11 protein-coding genes are annotated in these 18302 nt (G+C 41.7%); 6 read left to right on the top strand and 5 right to left on the bottom strand.

The window, feature by feature from the left end:
* Positions 1 to 72: 72 nt before the first annotated feature.
* The 3 genes from L1272_RS09740 to L1272_RS09750 form a co-directional block, all read right to left on the bottom strand.
* The gene (locus L1272_RS09740) at positions 73 to 426 is read right to left on the bottom strand and encodes a hypothetical protein (RefSeq protein WP_138599726.1); all 354 of its coding nucleotides are present in this window, start codon (positions 424 to 426) and stop codon (positions 73 to 75) included.
* Between the two features lie 153 nt (positions 427 to 579).
* Complete coding sequence (locus L1272_RS09745) at positions 580 to 2697, bottom strand: TonB-dependent siderophore receptor (protein ID WP_138618552.1); 2118 nt, start codon at positions 2695 to 2697, stop codon at positions 580 to 582.
* Positions 2698 to 2888: 191 nt separating this feature from the next.
* The gene (locus L1272_RS09750) at positions 2889 to 4055 is read right to left on the bottom strand and encodes a DcaP family trimeric outer membrane transporter (protein WP_138618554.1); all 1167 of its coding nucleotides are present in this window, start codon (positions 4053 to 4055) and stop codon (positions 2889 to 2891) included.
* Positions 4056 to 4347: 292 nt separating this feature from the next.
* On the opposite strand from L1272_RS09750, the gene acs reads away from it, so the two are divergent.
* Positions 4348 to 6288: an acetate--CoA ligase gene (gene acs, locus L1272_RS09755; RefSeq protein ID WP_235373275.1), complete on the top strand. Its 1941-nt coding sequence runs from the start codon at positions 4348 to 4350 to the stop codon at positions 6286 to 6288.
* 96 nt (positions 6289 to 6384) lie between these two features.
* Positions 6385 to 7035 carry a response regulator transcription factor gene (locus tag L1272_RS09760; RefSeq protein WP_054551155.1) on the top strand — a complete coding sequence of 217 codons (651 nt, stop codon included), beginning with the start codon at positions 6385 to 6387 and terminating at the stop codon, positions 7033 to 7035.
* A gap of 52 nt (positions 7036 to 7087) precedes the next feature.
* Here the strand turns inward: L1272_RS09760 and purU are convergent, their stop codons facing one another.
* Positions 7088 to 7918, bottom strand: a complete 831-nt coding sequence (purU, locus tag L1272_RS09765) for a formyltetrahydrofolate deformylase (RefSeq protein ID WP_194441795.1) — start codon at positions 7916 to 7918, stop codon at positions 7088 to 7090.
* Positions 7919 to 8258: 340 nt separating this feature from the next.
* Here purU and L1272_RS09770 point away from each other — a divergent pair, with 340 nt between their 5' ends.
* A complete protein-coding gene (locus tag L1272_RS09770) occupies positions 8259 to 9620 on the top strand; it encodes a DUF4397 domain-containing protein (protein WP_138599723.1) in 1362 nt (453 codons plus the stop codon).
* Positions 9621 to 9725: 105 nt separating this feature from the next.
* The gene (locus L1272_RS09775) at positions 9726 to 12329 is read left to right on the top strand and encodes a DUF2339 domain-containing protein (protein WP_235373276.1); all 2604 of its coding nucleotides are present in this window, start codon (positions 9726 to 9728) and stop codon (positions 12327 to 12329) included.
* A gap of 36 nt (positions 12330 to 12365) precedes the next feature.
* On the opposite strand, the gene L1272_RS09780 is transcribed toward L1272_RS09775, so the two are convergent.
* Positions 12366 to 15806 (bottom strand): PAS domain-containing hybrid sensor histidine kinase/response regulator, encoded by a 3441-nt coding sequence (locus L1272_RS09780; protein WP_138618560.1) that lies wholly within the window; start codon positions 15804 to 15806, stop codon positions 12366 to 12368.
* 387 nt (positions 15807 to 16193) lie between these two features.
* Here L1272_RS09780 and L1272_RS09785 point away from each other — a divergent pair, with 387 nt between their 5' ends.
* The gene (locus L1272_RS09785) at positions 16194 to 16457 is read left to right on the top strand and encodes a DUF4212 domain-containing protein (RefSeq protein WP_054551160.1); all 264 of its coding nucleotides are present in this window, start codon (positions 16194 to 16196) and stop codon (positions 16455 to 16457) included.
* A 10-nt stretch (positions 16458 to 16467) separates the two neighbouring features.
* Positions 16468 to 18192 carry a sodium:solute symporter family protein gene (locus tag L1272_RS09790; protein ID WP_054551161.1) on the top strand — a complete coding sequence of 575 codons (1725 nt, stop codon included), beginning with the start codon at positions 16468 to 16470 and terminating at the stop codon, positions 18190 to 18192.
* Positions 18193 to 18302 lie beyond the last annotated feature (110 nt).

Below are 18302 nucleotides of genomic sequence, written 5' to 3' on the forward strand. Positions count from 1 at the left end.
ATGCGGGATATACCCGCAGTTGTTGGAGTAGGCAGTAGTTTGTCGCATTTTCAATTCAGTGACAATTTTAAGTTATTTTACACGTTCAATATATTCGCTACGACGCCATAAAATAGCAGCAAGGGTTGCAAGAGGGATTATCAAAAAAATCGCTATTGTTTCAAATAGCGCATTATCGTCATATATGAATGCCAAGCTGGTAGCTGGTATTGTCATCAGCGTGAAAATTCGATACATAAGTTCTGTATCAGTTCGATATATGAGAGCTGTTTGGCAATCAGGGCAAGTGAATAGTTTACCGTCAACCCTGTCTATTGGTGTACTCGCTTTGGCTATTGGAAACTTCCATCCACAATCTGGACATCTTCTAGAGCGTTTCGATTTTTTAGCATCCATTAATCTGTACCAAATAACTAAAATATTCATTTTTTAATACACTACAGAAAAATTTATAAGGTGCAATGAAGTGAAGGTTATTCGCTATGTTTTTTGCTCTTAGAGTAAAATGGGGTAATAAAAAAGCCGCATATGATGCGGCTTTTCATGTACTTAAAGCTTAAAACTTGTCGCTTTATAAAATTATAGCTGCCAGTTGAAAGATACTGAATAACTACGCGGTGCGCCGTAATAACCTTGCTCCCAGAACAAGCTATGTAAGTACTTTTCGTTAGTTACGTTATTAACGTTTAAGTTAACGCTCATGTGGTCATTAATATCGTATGTTGCCATTAGATTTAATAAGCCGTAAGCATCTTGCTTAGTAACAGGAACAACGCCAGACGGCTGAGTAGGTTGTACACGTTTAGTGTCGTCTTGCCATTGGTAGTTTAAACCAAAGGTTAAACCATCAACTTCAGGCACTTTATGAGTTACAGCAAGTTTAAATTGGTTTTCAGGTGTGTAGTTTTTAACTAATTCATCACCATCAATGTTTAGATTGCTGAAACTAAAGCTCGCGCTCAGCGTTTCGTTGATTTTGCCACTAAGCTCTACTTCAATACCATCACTGTTAATACCATCTGCGCCATAGTAGCGAGTGTCATCAGGTAATGAACCTGGGATAGCAACAGCAAGGCCAACTTGTTTTGCATCAAAGTAGGCTACAGTTACAAATAAGTCGTCATCAAGTAGCTGTGCCTTTACACCAATTTCGCTACTTTTACCTGTGATTGGATCTAAATAATCACCGTTTACGTCACGCTCTGTTTGCGGAACAAAGGTTTCTGTGTAGCTTGCGTAAGTTGAGAAGCTTTCGTTGATATCATAAACAACACCGAAGTACGGCACTGTTTGGTCGCTATCTTTGTCTTTTGCAACGCCGTAAGAGGCACCTTCCGTTTCCCAATTTACTTGGCTTACACCCGCTAAAATGCTGAATGCGTCAGTTGCACGAATGCGTGTTGAAATATATGCAGAGCGTTGTCGACTAGTGATATCAGCACCTGTTAAACCATCAGTAAGTGTTGGTACTGGCGCAACACCGTCCCAACCACCTAGCTCAGGCATCGCAGGGAAACCATTGCCTGTTGTACGGTCATACAATGATTTATCTTTGTTATCCATATCTGCTTGGTTTACACCAAACGACAGATCATGTTCCATACCAAATAAATCAAATTTACCTGTTGCGTAGATATCTAAAATGTCGTGCTTATCTTTGTGGTCATATTCACTCGCATAACCAGTTAGGCCAAGACCTGTTTCTCTGTCTGGTGTGCCGTAAACATAGAAAAGCTCAGAATCTTGCTCATTTTCTAAGTGCGCGTAGCTGGCTTTTAAGAACCAAGTATTGGTGATTGCTTGCTCAATTGATAAGAACAGCTGCTCAGTTGTGTTATTCCAATATGACCAATCTGAAGCAGTGCTGGTTGACGCATCAAAGTTTGTTGCTGAACCATCGCTGTAATAAAGTGGTAAGGCACCCCAAAGTGGGCTGTCGGCATCTTTCTTTTGATTTACATAGTTTGCAGTGACTACTGTGCTATCAGTTAATTGACCTTCGTAGGCTAGGTAATAAATTGTTTTATCTTGCTCGTAACGGTCAAGGTATGACTCAGTTTTGTGCTTAGTGAATACTGCACGTACAGCGTGGTTTTCGTTGATAGCTGTTGAAGCGTCAAGCTCTAAACGTTTGTTGTCCCAAGAGCCATACGATACAGACGCATTTACTTGTGTTTGATAAGTAGGGCGTTTTAGAACCATGTTCACGGTTGCTGAAGGGTTACCCGCACCTGTCATTAAACCATTGGCACCACGTACAATTTCAACACTATCAAAAATAGAGGTATCAAGAGTACCTTGGATTGAACCGTTGTCTTGTGGCATACCCATGCCATTAACCTGGAAGTTAGTGATTTCAAAACCGCGAGCTTTAAAATAAGTACGATCAGTTTCAATTTGCTCAACAGTCACACCCGGTGTGCTTTCAAGTACAGCGTTTAGATTATCGAGTGAGAAGTCATCCATTAATGCACGTGAAACAACAGAGATTGACTGTGGTGTCTCTTTAATTGTTAGCCCTAATTTGGTCGCAGACTGTGCTTCTTCAGTGATGTAGTTTTTATGATGCTGGCCATACACGGCAATTTTTTCAATTGCTTGTTCTTCTTTTTGTTGTTCTGCAAAAGCGTGGCCACTTAAAAGTGCTGAGGTCACAAGGCTTAATTGAGATAAGCGCAAAATTTTTGTTGATGACATGCAAAGTTCCAATTAGTTCAATGAATCGTGAAATTAATGCGTAATCTAATCTAAATGAAAATAATTTGCAATTAAGGTTTGCTGTTTTAGTGAATAATTGATTGCAAAAAAGTTTAAAGGGCACAGAAATATAAAAAGGAGATATAAAAAAAGCGGCCGAAGCCGCTTCAGGAAGTAAATAAGTTTAAATCTTAAAAAACGTATTTTGCAGAAAATTGTAGACGATCCATATCTCCGTCAGCACCGCTTTCTAACTCACGCTCGGCATGTTTAAACTCAACACCAAAGGTGAGCTTTTTAACAGGCGAGTATAAAAGGTTGGCACTATAGCTTTGGCTCATTTCTGTAGGGTCGCCAGTCACTGCAAGTAAATCTGTGTTGTTATCTGCTGAGAAGAATGAGTAAAGGAAAGTAGAACGCCATTGGCTGTTCCAGTGTTGTTGGTAGGCAATAAAACCTGATGTTGAATCAATCGCATCTAAATCATCACCATCAAGCACAGCACCATTTGCTACGTTTAAACCAATGTAGCGGCCTAAACCTGAGCCTTGAGTTAGCATGAATTTTAGGTTGTTTTGGCCAAAATTAACTTTACCTGAGGCGCTGATACCGAACGATGATGTATCTGCATCAATGCCATTTTGCTTGTAAGTTAATTGACGAGCAAGACCGGTAAATACTAATTCACCCCAATCAGCTTTATGTGCATAACGTGCTGTAAAGTCAGGCATTGATGCATCATCAGTGGCTACGCGAGCGCCGTCTACTGTGACTGTGCTCTCTGGGTTTTCGATAGAGAATGACCAGTTGCCAGTAGTGTAACGTGCCTGTGCTTGGCGTACGAACACGGTACCCTCAGCAGGTCCCACGAAGTCGAGTGTTTCAGGTAATGCGCCTACGTTTTGAAAGTTTGACCATGCTTGACCAAATAACCAGCCATCATAAGTTACAAATGCTTGACGAATACGTGGCGCATAAGAGTTACTAACGCGTTCGTTACCGCCTGGTGCTGAAGCAATAAAGTCGATTTCAATTTTAGTTTTGATGGTTTTGCCATCGTCTAACTTTGTTGCGGTACCTAGGTTAAAGCGAGATTGGCGCGCGTGCATGTCAAATACAGCATCGCTGTCGCTGTCTGCGCCTACTGGTGTTGTACCTGGTACATAGAAGTCACGGCCAATACTACCACCGGCTGGTACGCCTGCTGAGTAATCACTCCACATGGCATCAAGTTTTACATAGCCACCATAAGAAACCTCTGTGTTACCAATGTTTGCAGCGTTAGCATTGCTGGCAAGTGCTGATAAAACAGCTGAAGCTGCTAGTGTTTTTAATGCGGTTACTTTTGTTGTTGTCATAATGTGTATTCCTGTCGAAGCTACTTGTTGCATTAATGATTTTTTAATAATGTTGTTGTACCACTGTTGTTTAAGATAAGACTTCTCTCAATTATCTATTGGTCTATTAGACTAAGGTGGAATATCTGGTTAAATCACAACCAATCTAACATTGAACTAGATTATAGAAGGCGATTTCGACGTTTTTTGTTAAATGACAAGATATACAACTAAGGTCTAATACTTTCAGGGGCTTTGCTGAGTGATCCTTGATGCAGGCCGTAGGCAAGTAATTAAAATGGAGACGACAACAATGTCAGAAAGTATCTATCCAGTACCAGCGCATATCAAGAATGCTGCATTAGTTGATAACGATAAATATAATACACTGTATAAGCAATCGATTGATGACCCTGAGAGATTTTGGCGAGAACACGGTAAACGTCTTGATTGGTCAACTCCTTATAATAAAGTAAAGAATACTTCATTCGACAAAGGCCACATCAGTATTCGCTGGTATGAAGACGGCCAACTAAACGCATCTTATAACTGTATTGACCGCCACCTTGCTACTAAAGCCGATAAAACAGCCCTCATTTGGGAAGGCGACAACCCTGAACATAACGAAAACATCAGCTACCAAAAGCTTCACGACGAAGTCGCTAAATTAGCTAATGGCCTTAAAAAATTAGGTGTATCGAAAGGTGACCGTGTCGCTATTTACATGCCAATGACACCGCAGGCTATTTACGCTATGCAAGCGTGTGCGCGTATTGGTGCGATTCACTCTGTAGTATTTGGTGGTTTCTCTCCATCAGCGATTGCTGACCGAATTAATGACTCAGGCGCTAAAGTGGTAATTACTTCAGACGAAGGTCGCCGTGCTGGCAACTGCGTACCACTTAAAGCAAATGTTGATGAAGCGGTATCACAAGACTCGGTAACCACCGTTGAGCACGTTATTGTTCATCAGCTGACCGGTGGTGAAGTTGAATGGAATAGTCATGATGTTTGGTGGCATGAGCTTGTCGCTGATTTACCAGCTGAGTGCGAACCTGAACCAATGAATGCAGAAGATCCGCTTTTCATTCTTTATACTTCAGGCTCAACGGGTCAACCAAAAGGTGTGGTTCATACTACCGGTGGTTACCTTGTTTATGCATCGATGACACATGAATATGTGTTTGATCTTAAAGAAGACGATATTTTCTGGTGTAGTGCCGATGTGGGCTGGATCACAGGTCACAGCTACATTGCTTATGGCCCATTAGTGAATGGCTGCACGCAAGTCGTATTTGAAGGTGTACCAACTTACCCAACAGCGGGGCGTATGGGTGAAGTAATTGATAAGCACAACGTGACTATCCTTTACACAGCACCGACTGCTATTCGTGCTCTAATGGCGAAAGGCGATGAGCCAACAGCGACTTCAACTCGTAAAAGTCTTCGTGTTATGGGTTCTGTAGGTGAGCCAATTAACCCAGAAGCGTGGGCATGGTATTACGAGCATATTGGTAACGAAAACTGCCCAATCGTAGATACGTGGTGGCAAACAGAGACTGGTGGCATCATGATCACACCATTACCAGGTGCGACAGATATGAAGCCAGGCTCAGCAACTCGTCCGTTCTTTGGTATTGCACCGGCACTATTTGATGCTGAAGGCAACACATTAGAAGGCGCGGTTGACGGTAACCTTGTTATTTTAGACAGCTGGCCATCACAAGCTCGCACAGTTTATGGCGACCATGAGCGCTTTGAACAAACCTATTTCTCAGCATACCCTGGTGTGTACTTCACTGGTGACGGTTGTCGTCGTGATGAAGATGGCTACTACTGGATCACAGGCCGTGTAGATGACGTACTTAACGTATCAGGCCACCGCCTAGGTACTGCCGAAATCGAGAGTGCATTGGTTGCTCACGAAGCAGTAGCAGAAGCGGCTGTAGTTGGTTACCCGCATGATATTAAAGGTCAGGGCATCTATGTTTACATCACTCCAAATGAGGGTGTTGTAGTGAGTGATGAACTAACAAAAGAGGTACGTAACTGGGTTCGTAAAGAGTTAAGCCCAATTGCATCACCAGATATGATCCAATGGTCTCCGGGTTTACCGAAAACTCGTTCTGGTAAGATCATGCGTCGAATTTTACGTAAAATTGCGGCAAATGAGCACCAACAGCTTGGAGATACTTCTACACTAGCCGATCCAAGCGTTGTTGATGAGCTAATCGAAAACCGATTAAATCGTTAAAATCGCGTTAAAAACTTGATTAGAAGTTGATTCTAAACGTAGTATATCGGCTGTCACTTAGAAATAGGTGTCAGCCGAATTTATTAGGAGTGAACCATGAGTCAGTTTTTAATAGCGGACGATCATCCGTTATTTCGTGAAGCGCTGAAAGGGGCATTGAGTGCTAAGTTCGCTGATTTAGAAGTGTTTGAATCGGAAAACTTTGATACCACTTTGCAGGTGCTAAGCGAGCAAGAAGATCTTGATATCTTACTACTAGACCTTCACATGCCAGGCAATGGCGATTTATACGGCCTTATTCGCATTCGCGAAGACTATCCAAGCTTACCAATAGCTGTTGTTTCTGGCAGCGAAGACATCAATGTAGTTTCTAAAGTAATGGGTTATGGTGCGATGGGATTTATTCCTAAATCATCTTCATCAGATGATATTGCGCTGGCAATCAACCACATTCTTGAAGGCGATGTTTGGCTGCCACTTGAACTTAAAGATAAAGTGGCTGCTGTAGATGGCGAAGACAAAGAAATTGCAGCGCAAGTGGCTTCACTGACACCGCAGCAATACAAGGTGTTGCAATACTTACACGAAGGCTTGTTAAACAAACAGATTGCTTACGAGTTACATATTTCTGAAGCAACCGTTAAAGCACACATTACAGCAATTTTTAGAAAGCTAGGTGTGTATAACCGTACTCAAGCGGTATTAATTGCCTCTAAATTGCAACTAGAGCCTATTGAGTCGGCATAACAAACGATAATAAAAATAATAAAGAGGCCATTCAGCCTCTTCATTTTATTGCTTAAGCGAACACCACGGTTCGATTACCATTGATAAACAGTTTATGTTCAGATGCGAGTTGCAGCGCTTTACAGAATACTGTTTTCTCTACATCTTTACCCATTTTTGCCATCATCTCTGCGGTATCCGCATGGCTGACATGCGTCACATCTTGTAAAATAATCGGCCCTTCATCAAGCTCATTATTAACAAAATGGGCGGTCGCACCAATAATTTTTACACCGCGTTCAAACGCCTGATGGTAAGGCTTTGCACCAATAAAGGCAGGCAAAAATGAATGGTGAATATTAATAATCTTACCTTCAAAGCGCGCCACAAATTCAGGGCTTAAAATACGCATATATTTTGCAAGGCCGATAATATCAGGCTGATAGCTGGCAATTAAATCACCGACTTTTTGATCATGCTCCGCACGGCTTAAACCTTCGTGCGATACCACATGAAATGGCACGCCAAAGCCTGCAGCCAATGGCGCTAAATCAGCGTAGTTGGCAATCACAGCCAGTACTTCGATGTTTAAGGCTTTTTCGAACTGCTTAAGTAATACACCACCTAAGCAGTGCGCTTCTTTAGTGGCAAGCAATACCACTTTCGTTTTTTCGCTGCTGTGCAGGGCAAGCTCTGCGCCATCAGGAAGTAGCTCAGCAAGCCTTGGTAAAAAGTCCTCAGCAATAACACCGCTTAACTCTGTACGCATAAAAAAGCGTTTAGCGTCTTTATCTACAAATTCGTTATTACGCGTAATGTTTAAATTATGCTGATGACAAAGGCCAGTGATCTTGGCAATTAGACCAACATCATCATCGCATTGTGTGGTTAAAATCGTGTTCATAGTCCTCATTCTAATCCCGTTTGTGTGAACACCATTATTTGCTAATTTTTTTGTGCTGCATAGCGCAAATTTAACTATCTAATAATTTATCTGATTTGATTGCATAAACGCCTAAAATGTAACCATTATTTACTTTTCGTGTAAAAGTAAGCTGCTTTCACTATAAATGTGATTTTCTGTCCATAATTATGATTAATTAAGTGCTTTTCTACATCATTTTCTACACTTTTTAACCTTATCGTAAGTAACTGTAAGTGAAGGTAATAGTTTGTAAAACATAGAATTTTTTCGATTTATTCGAGTCAGAATGGGGTATTACAAACAATAAGGAAAAAATTCCATGAAAAGCACTCTGCTTAAAACAATTGTTGCCTCAAGTTTGCTTTCGGTACTAGCTGCCTGCTCAAGCGATGACAGCAGCAGTAGCAATAGTGGCTATGTGCAACTGTACAATGGCTCTTACAACAGCCCATACACGCGTTTATTTGTTGATGACACTGAGCGCTCGGGGGCAGACTTTGGTGATGTATCAACTCGTCATAACTACAGTTCGGGGGAGTATGATCTCAGTTTTGAATATGTTGATGCCAACGACAGTTATATTACGATTGACGAAGAAACTATCAATATAAAAAATGATCAAACTCAGTTATTAGTAATGAATGGTGACTTTGCTGAACCAATTTTTACAGAGCTAAGTGTGCCGACGTCAAGCGATGAAGATGAATTCAATGTCGGCTTTTTTAATATTGTTGGCGAAGACAATCTTTACGATGTATATGTTGCCACTGACGACGGTGTATTTGATACCGCAGAGTTATTAATGACTTCGCAATACCTCGTTGAGCCAGAATTAGCGACGCTTGAGGAAGGTTATTACACTATTTATATTACCGCTAGCGGCAGCACAGATGTGATTTTTGAATCACCAACCGTGTATTTTAATGATGAAGCAACGTACATGGCGATGATCCGCCCAAGTTATGCAACAGAAGAAGATGGCATTACGCTTGATGTCGTTACGGCAAGTAGCTCTGTAACACAACTAAACCACCAAGACGCGCAAGGTCAGCTGCGTTTTATTAATACCATTGATGATTACACGCAAACCCAGTTTAAAGTAACCCGAGGCACAACGGCGACTAACACCGAAGTTGTTAGCAACGATAGTTACTCTGAATACATGAGTATGTCGCCAAATAGTTACAGCGTCGCCATGTTAGATGAAGCTGGCGACACGATTGTAGATAATTTCTTAATGACATTAGAGCGTGAGCAAAGTGCGGTTGGTCTTTTCTACAATGACAAAGATTACGGCCCTCGTATGATGACCATTGAAGAAAATCTAACACCAAGCAGCTACAGCCACGCAGTTACTGTGGTTAACTTAATTGATAGCTATGCAGGGCAAGAGATAGACGAAGTCGATGTGTACTTTACCCTCAATGGCGAAACGGTTGAAGATACTAGCAATGTTGTTGAAGGGTTAGATCAATACGACCAACAAGAGCAGGTGGTTGATAACGAAGTTTATACAACTTATGTGGTGTTTGAAGATAACGGCCAACAGATTGTGCTCTTGCAACAAAGCGATATGGATTTTACCGAAGAAGGTAACTATATCTTGGTGATTGAACACGATGAAACCACTGATTCAGGTTACAAGATGACCTTAGAGCGTACGGTGACTGAACAGTCTTAACCGGCTAAAACGCAATATCGTTGTTTATTTACTCTTGCTAAGTGTTTATTGTATAAACAATTAAGGCTTTTGCTTTTTTGTTTAAAGTATACACAAGGAGAGAGTATGGACGGCGGTATTGCGTTACTAGTCTTACTAGCACTAGTTGTTGTAGGTGGCTCAATTGCTGGCATTATTGCCCTTTTTCAACTCTCTAGTTTAAAGCGAGAGGTGGCTGCTCTTCGAGTAAAACTTAACGCGACATATGTTAATAACCCTCAAACAAATACTGCAAACACGTTTGAAAATTCAAACGAAGATCTGACTGACTCAGCAAAATTTGAACCAAAGCCGAAAGTCATTATTAAGCCGATTGAGGCTATCCCTAAAAAGCCAGAGCCAACAAAACCCAAGCCTGCCATTTTAAATCCGCTAGTAAGCCAACTCGTTACACAAATCAAAGCCAATTGGCTAACTTGGGTAGGAGCGGTTGCACTTGCCTTTGGTGGTATCTTTTTAGCCCGCTATTCACTGGAAGCAGGCTTATTATCCGAAACTATGCGACTCACACTTGGGGCTATTTTTGGTCTGAGCTTAATTGTTGCGGCTGAGGTGTTACATCGTAAAGGTATTATCTTTGATGGGTTTAGTAACTATATTCCCGCTGCGCTTGCTAGCGGCGGCTTTATCAGTTGTTTTGCGCTCACTTTACTGGCCTACAGCCATTATGGCTTACTCCAAGCATTACCTGCATTTAGCGTTTTAACCTTAATCTCTGTAGCTGCAAGCTGGATGGCGCTGCGTTTTGGTCCAGTGCTTGCGGTCATTGGTATTATTGGCGCCTACAGCGTGCCGGTTTGGGTCAATACTGGGAATAATGATTTTATAGCGCTGCTTACCTATGTTGCTTTTGTTAGTGTTTCTGCTTCGCTGGTAGCGCATTATGTAAAACGTCATTGGCTGTGGTATCTGTTATGGGCAGGTCATTTAGGTTGGTACATTTTAGTTGCATTGACAGTATCTAAAAACCTGCATTGGTTTATTAATCTTTATGCTCTATTTAGCATCATATTGTTAATTGCTATTCCACGCCTTGGGCTGGGCTTTAAGCAAATTGAATACCGCCCACATCGCTTTAAAACGCTACTGAAACAACTGCCCGACAACCCTCTGTTATTAGCGGTTGTCGTACCACTTTATCTTTTACTCATGAGTAGTAACCAACTGCTTACTTGGCAATTGAGTATGTTGTTGTTACTGGCTTTACTGTTGTTTTTGGTATTAAAAAACAGTGCATGGGATCACTGGCTAATAATATCTGTGGTGAGTGTGGTGTGTTTGCTGACAGGGCAAAATAATACTGTTGATTATTCTGAGCAACTTTTTGTATTTCGGCAAAACTACGGAGCAGGGCTGTTCTTTATTGCTCTGTTTGCAGGCTATGGTTTTTTATTTGGTCGTAAATACCCTAAACGCTTTGGCTTTACGTTACTTGCATCACTTTCAAGTTTTGTGATTATTAGTTGCTTATATCTCATCACTCCCGACCATGCCTTGATGACGGCATACCCGGTTTGGTGCTTTGTATTACTGGCACTGTCTGCCTGGCTATTTAAGTTATCCATCAATAGCACAAATCCAATGCGAGTATTTAGTTACTGGCTCGGCGGTAATGCCAATATTAGTTTGGCATTAACCATGCTCCTTGAAGGTAGCAGCTTGACCTTAGCGCTTGCTGTGCAAGTGTTGTTGATCAGTTTTTATGTGAATAAACAGTCACTCAGCATACTGACTTGGCCGCTTAAAGGTTTAGTTGGTGCTTTACTCATTAGATTAAGTTTTGCACCTTGGTCAGCGGATTACAGTGATGCGCTGCTGCTCGGTGTACATTGGAGTTTGGTTGTTTATCCTGTATGTGCTTGCTTATTTTACTTGGCAGCAAGGCATTGGCAGCAGCAATCTGTTCGAATGTGGCTAGAGGGGGCAGCCCTACATTGCATTGCTTTATTTATTACCACAGAGACGAGCTATCAGTTAGTAGGGCGCTATCCTGACTTTGAGAATTTGTCTGTGTATGAGCATATTTTACTGACCTGTAACTGGGGCATCTTGGGCTGTGTTTACTTACTGCGCTCACGCTTTACTGCGCAATTGGTTAAGCTCTATCAAATGGCTGGTTTTGCGTTATTAACATTAAGCGGCTTGCTAGTAGTGAAAAGCTTTACCGTTGTAAATCCGTTTTTTGAACCGATAAATATAGGCAGCTGGCCGATTATTAACTGGTTACTATTACTTTGGTTAGTACCAGCTTTAATTGCAATTTGGGCAAGCCGACTGACGAAATCTCAACACTATTTACAAAAGCTGTTTACAGCACTTGCAGGTGTGATGAGTGTTTTATATATCAATGCGGAAATTCGCCACAACTGGCAAGGCGAGTTTATAAATATTGCTTTGCCAACCTCAGATGCCGAGCTTTACAGTTATTCTTTAGTTTGGCTTATTATCGGAGCTATGTTAGTTGTGATAGGGCATTTAAAAACCATTACGTTATTACAAAAGCTTGGCCTTGGCTTATTGGCGCTGGTGGTGTTAAAAGTGTTCTTGATTGATATGGCAAACTTAACTGGATTATTGCGGGCTATTTCGTTTATCGGCTTAGGCTTGTCGTTAGTTGCGCTTAGTTGGTTGTTCCAAAAATTTAAGGCAAAGCCCGCAGCTTTGCCTTAAATCTATGTTTTTAAAAACGTTGGTTAAGCACTATTGTTAAGTACTGTGGTTAAGCAGTGCTTTGAGTTTTGCGGGCTTAACAGGTTTACTAAGGTAATGAATTTGCTCTTCTTTGGTTTGCTGTTTTAGCGCTTCATCACGTACCGCTGTGATTAAAATTGCCGGTACTGGGCTTTGCCAAATTTCTCGTAGGGTTTTAATAAGCGTGATGCCATCGCAATCATGACCGAGCTGATAATCCATTAAGATCACATCGGGCGCTCGGTGCTCTTTGGCATAGGCCATCACGGTTTCAACTTGATCAAAGAGTTGGTAATTGGCCTGCCACTTTTGCAATAGGCTTGCCATGGCATTAAGGTTTTCTGGGTCATCATCCACCGCAATAATATTCATTGCACTGCGGTTCTCAACACCTTTTTTAGGTGCCTCTTTTTGTTGAATAAATTGGCTTTCACCATAAGGTACTTCAATACTAAAGCGGCTACCTTTGCCAGGCTTTGAACTGACATCTAATCGTAAAGAGAGTAAGTCGGCCATTCGTTTTACAACTCCTAAGCCAAGGCCAACCCCTTTGTTATCTCCCGCTTCAATACGATAAAAGTCATTAAAGATCTTCGCTTGCTCTACTTCTGTAATGCCGGGGCCTGTGTCCCATACTTCAATACGTAAATGATGTTTGCGTTTGCGACAAGCAATTAAAACTCGGCCACTATCAGTGTATTTAACCGCATTTGACACCAAGTTTTGAATAATTCGTCGTAAATAAGTGATATCACTGTGAACAATTACTCCTTTTGAACGCACCGTCAGCTTTAAGCCTTTTTCGCTCGACATAATGGCGTATTCGTTCTTAAGCGGGGCAAGTATGTCATCAATACTAAAGTGACGTGGAGTTGGCGTCATTGCCCCTTGCTCGAGCTTGGCAATTTCTAACAGCGCAGACATCAAATGCACCGTTGAATCTAAACTTGCGCCAAGCTTTTCAAAGTTATTTAAGTTGTTGTTAGAGAGGGTTTTATCATCAATGGCTGCAAGGTACAGGCGCGCCGCATTCAGCGGTTGTAAAATATCGTGACTTGCTAAGGCTAAAAATCGCGTTTTACTGTCATTAGCTTGTTCTGCCTCTTTTTTAGCTAAAGTAAGTGCTTGCTCAGTTTGTACTCGGCTATCGATTTGTGCTTGTAAATCTTTATTGATAGTACGGATTTCTTGAGTACGCGCTTCAATACGGTTTTCAAGGTCCATGTTTACTTCTTCAAGCGCATTTTGCGTTTCGATATGCGTGGTAACATCAGAGAAACTTGTTACAAAGCCACCATCTGGCAGTGGGTTACCAATCATTTCGAACACTTGGCCATTACGGCGGTGGCGAATAAAGTGGTGGGGCGTGCCGTTTTTAAGATGCTGCACGCGCTTTTCTACATGGCGCTCAACTTCACCTGGACCACACTCGCCGCGCTCGGCATTGTAGCGGATCACTTCCTCTATGGGTTGACCAACCTCTAAAAAGTTTTCTGGGTAGTCAAACATTTCTGCGTAGCGCTTATTCCATGCCACTAAATTAAGCTCTTTATCAACAACAGAAATACCATGGCTGAGGTTTTCAAGTGAGGTGAATAATAGGTTTTGGTTAAATTGCAGAGCTTGTGTGGTTTCATCAAAAAAGTTAACGACTTCTTCAAAGGCCATGCGTTTACCTGAGGCAACTGTGTGGATCAGCGCCTGTGCTGAAGAGGCACCAAGCACACCAGTTAAGGCGCGTTCACAATAGGCAATAAACTCAGGTTCTGGGTGTGCGTTATTATTATCTAAGTTATGAGTTAAAGAGTAATGGGCTAAAACTTGTTGCGATCGCTGTACGCCCAAGAAGGTTTGTAGTAGAACCTTAAAGTCGTAGACGGTGGCTTTCACATTTTTATTCAAGCGTCTAGCAAACACAGCTTGATCTTTAGGATTAACAAAGGCAGCTGCCTGAATTTTATCAATTAAACGCTCATCTGCACCGAGCGAAAAACTAATGTAACAGCCAATATTGGCAAATAAAGCAATGAGGGTGCCACGAGTAATGAGTGTTTGTTGTAGCTCTGCGTTTAAGGTATTGCCTGCATCTAAAATAGGTAGCATTAAGAATAAAACCCAGCAAATGAAGCCTGCTAATAATCCCGCATAAACCCCATAAGCATGGCCTTTTCGCCAATATAGACCACCCACAATAGCAGGCAGTAATTGCGAGACTAAAGAAAAGGCGACTAAACCCATACTAGCCAATGCTTTACCATGACCAAACCATTGCTGGTAGAAATACGACAAAATCAAAATGCCAGCAATTGTGAATCGTCTAACTAACAGAATTTGTGATTTATAGCTGCTGGTGATGAGGTTACGTTTAAACTTACGACGCAGCATTAGCGGCAATACCACATCGTTTGAGATCATGGTGCTGAGTGTAAGTGTGGCTACAACAATCATCGCTGTAGCCGCTGATAGACCCCCGATAAATACAAAGGTCGTTAAAAAGGCGTTTTCGTGCATCAGCGGTAGGGCTAATACAAAGCTATCTGGAGAGAAGCCACTACCAATGCCTGGGTGTATAGCTGCTGTTGCAATAGGGAAAATCATTGCCGCAGTCAGTAACAAATACAGGGGGAATGCCCAGCGGGCTGTATAAAGATGGCGTTTATCTTGGTTATCGACCACAGTTACATGGAACTGCCTTGGTAAACAGATAATCGCCGCAGCTGCCATTAATGACTGACCGATAAAGTTAAAGCTAAAAAAGTCGAAGTTATGCCAGTGCTGCCAAATAGAGCCCTTTAGTTGCTCGGTTTGCACCGTAGTTAAATTAAATAATGTGTATAAAGCAAGCCCAGCAACGGCCACTAAAGCCAGTAATTTAATCATCGATTCAAAGGCAACAGCCAGCATCAGCCCCGAGCGATATTCGGTTACATCCACCTTACGAGTACCAAAGAATATCGCAAACATTGCCATGATAAGTGTTGCTGAAAGGGCCAGCATAGATCCCGAAATACGATCGTCGTTTTGCAGCAGTAAGAAGCTGCTACTTAGTGCTTTTAATTGCAGTGCGATATACGGAATAGTCGCTAATAAAGCGATAATCGTTACCATAATCGCGGTGGTTTGCCGTTTACCATAGCGAGCAGAAATAAAGTCGGCGATAGTGGTGATATTTTGCTTTTTACTGACCAGTACTAATTTACGTAAAAACCCTTGGCCGAAGAAAAATAGCAGCGCAGGGCCAATTAAAATAGGTAAGTAGTTCCAACTGCTGGTGGCTGCTGTACCAACCGAACCATAGTAGGTCCAAGACGTACAGTAAATCCCTAGTGAAAAAGAATAGACAAATGGGTGGTGACTAATTCTTTTTGCAAGAGGAGTGGTTTTGTCTCCCCAATTTGCCAACCAAAACAACACGCCAATATAGGCGAGTGCAACAAATAAAAGCGCAGCTGTCATGTTTAAATTCAGTAATTATTGTAATAACACTACCTTACCAGAATTATGCGCGATTTCGATGGCTAGATTTTTTGCAATAAAAATTAATAAAAAGCAAGTTGTTGATATTTAAAAGATAGTACTGTTTTATGCGCTGTTATTAGACTAATGTCGCAGATCATTCGTTTTTACTATTTTCGCTATTTCGCAAATTTATCTTTATAGGTTAAGTTGTTGTTAAATATTGTTTTTTACCATTCGTTAACAAACGGTGTTTTGCAGTTTACGTAAACGTAAACTAACTGTTACGACTATGGTCTCAATTCCATAAATCAGAACCCTTGCTAACTTAGTTAATGACAACTAATACCACTCATTACTTTCTTGTAATGCATAAGGGGATAAAAAATGGCTTTTAAAGATGAAGAACAAGCAAAAGCTTATTGGGCGGAAAACCTCGCACTGCTATTTAAATTATTAGCAATTTGGTTTGTCGTGTCATTTGGCTTCGGCATTTTACTGGTAGACGTACTTAACGAGATACGTTTCTTTGGGTTTAAACTCGGCTTCTGGTTCTCCCAGCAAGGCGCTATTTACACCTTTGTTGCTTTGATTTTTGTTTACGTTTTCAAAATGAATACGTTAGATAAAAAATACGGCGTAGACGAATAGGAGCTAAGCAATGGATGTTCAAACACTCACGTTTATTATCGTCGGTTTAAGCTTCGCGCTTTATATCGGCATCGCAATCTGGGCTCGTGCTGGGTCAACAAATGAATTCTATGTTGCAGGGGGCGGTGTACCGCCGCTAGCAAATGGTATGGCAACCGCTGCTGACTGGATGAGTGCAGCATCGTTTATCTCAATGGCGGGTATTATCTCGTTTGCAGGTTATGACGGTGGTGTATATCTAATGGGTTGGACAGGTGGTTATGTACTACTTGCACTTTGTTTAGCTCCTTACCTACGTAAGTTTGGTAAGTTCACGGTACCTGATTTCATCGGTGACCGTTATTACTCACAAGCTGCACGTGTTGTTGCAATTTTATGTGCTATTTTTATCTGTTTCACATATATCGCAGGTCAAATGCGTGGTGTAGGTGTGGTTTTCTCTCGCTTCTTAGAAGTAGATATTGAGACCGGTGTTTACATTGGTATGGTGATTGTATTCTTCTACGCTGTATTAGGCGGTATGAAGGGGATTACATATACGCAAGTAGCTCAGTACTGTGTACTCGTATTTGCTTACCTTGTTCCAGCAATCTTCATTTCAATGATGATGACAGGTCACTTCTTCCCACAAACCGGCTTCGGTGCAACCCTTAGCGATGGCTCAGGACAGTTTGTACTTGATAAATTAGATGGACTCAGTACCGAGCTTGGCTTTGCGCAGTACACCGAAGGCTCGAAGAGCATGATTGATGTATTCGCAATTACAGGCGCATTAATGGTTGGTACTGCAGGTTTACCGCACGTAATCGTTCGTTTCTTCACTGTTCCACGTGTTAAAGACACGCGTATCTCAGCTGCATGGACACTTGTTTTCATTGCAGTTGTTTATACAACAGCACCTGCTGTAGCGTCATTCGCTCGTGTAAACATGATTGATACAATTAACGGTAAAGACGGTAGCGGTACAGAGTACGCAGAAGCACCAGCTTGGGTTAAAAACTGGGAAAGAACAGGCCTAATCACCTTTAACGATAAAAATGGTGACGGCAAAATGTTCTACTCAGCAGGTAAGATTGATGATCCAAACAGCGCAAACGAAGTTAAAGTTGACCGCGACATCATGGTACTTGCAAACCCTGAGATCGCAGACTTACCAGCATGGGTGATTGCATTAGTCGCAGCAGGTGGTATCGCAGCAGCGCTATCAACAACAGCAGGCTTACTATTGGTGATCTCGACCTCGGTATCCCATGACTTATTAAAACGCACCTTAAAACCAGATATAAGTGACAAACAAGAGCTACTTGCAGCGCGCTTAGCTGCGATGATAGCGATTGTGATTTCAGCTTACTTTGGTATTAACCCGCCAGGGTTCGTGGCTTCGGTTGTTGCCTTCGCCTTCGGCTTAGCAGCGGCGAGCTTCTTCCCAGCCATCATTATGGGTATCTTCTCTAAGAAGATGAATAAAGAAGGTGCGATTGCGGGTATGGTGACAGGTATTACATTCACAGCGGCTTATATTATCTACTTCAAGTTCGTAAGCCCTGAGTTGAATACACCGGCAAACTGGTTATTTGGTATTTCACCTGAAGGTATCGGTCTTATTGGTATGATTGTTAACTTTGTAGTTGCAGCTATCGTACTTAAACTAACGGCTGAAACACCAGTTGAAATCCAAGAAATGGTTGAAGGTATCCGTAACCCTAAAGGTTCGAGCGCAGCACACGCGCACTAATAAAACCATTTTATAAGAACACACTCTTGACGTTTAAAAGCCCGACTTAAGTCGGGCTTTTTATTTATTTCAAACAGGGGTAGTGTAGATATTGTCTCTATTATATAGCG

Source organism: Pseudoalteromonas sp. PAST1 (assembly GCF_021532515.1).
Taxonomy (GTDB): domain Bacteria; phylum Pseudomonadota; class Gammaproteobacteria; order Enterobacterales; family Alteromonadaceae; genus Pseudoalteromonas; species Pseudoalteromonas simplex.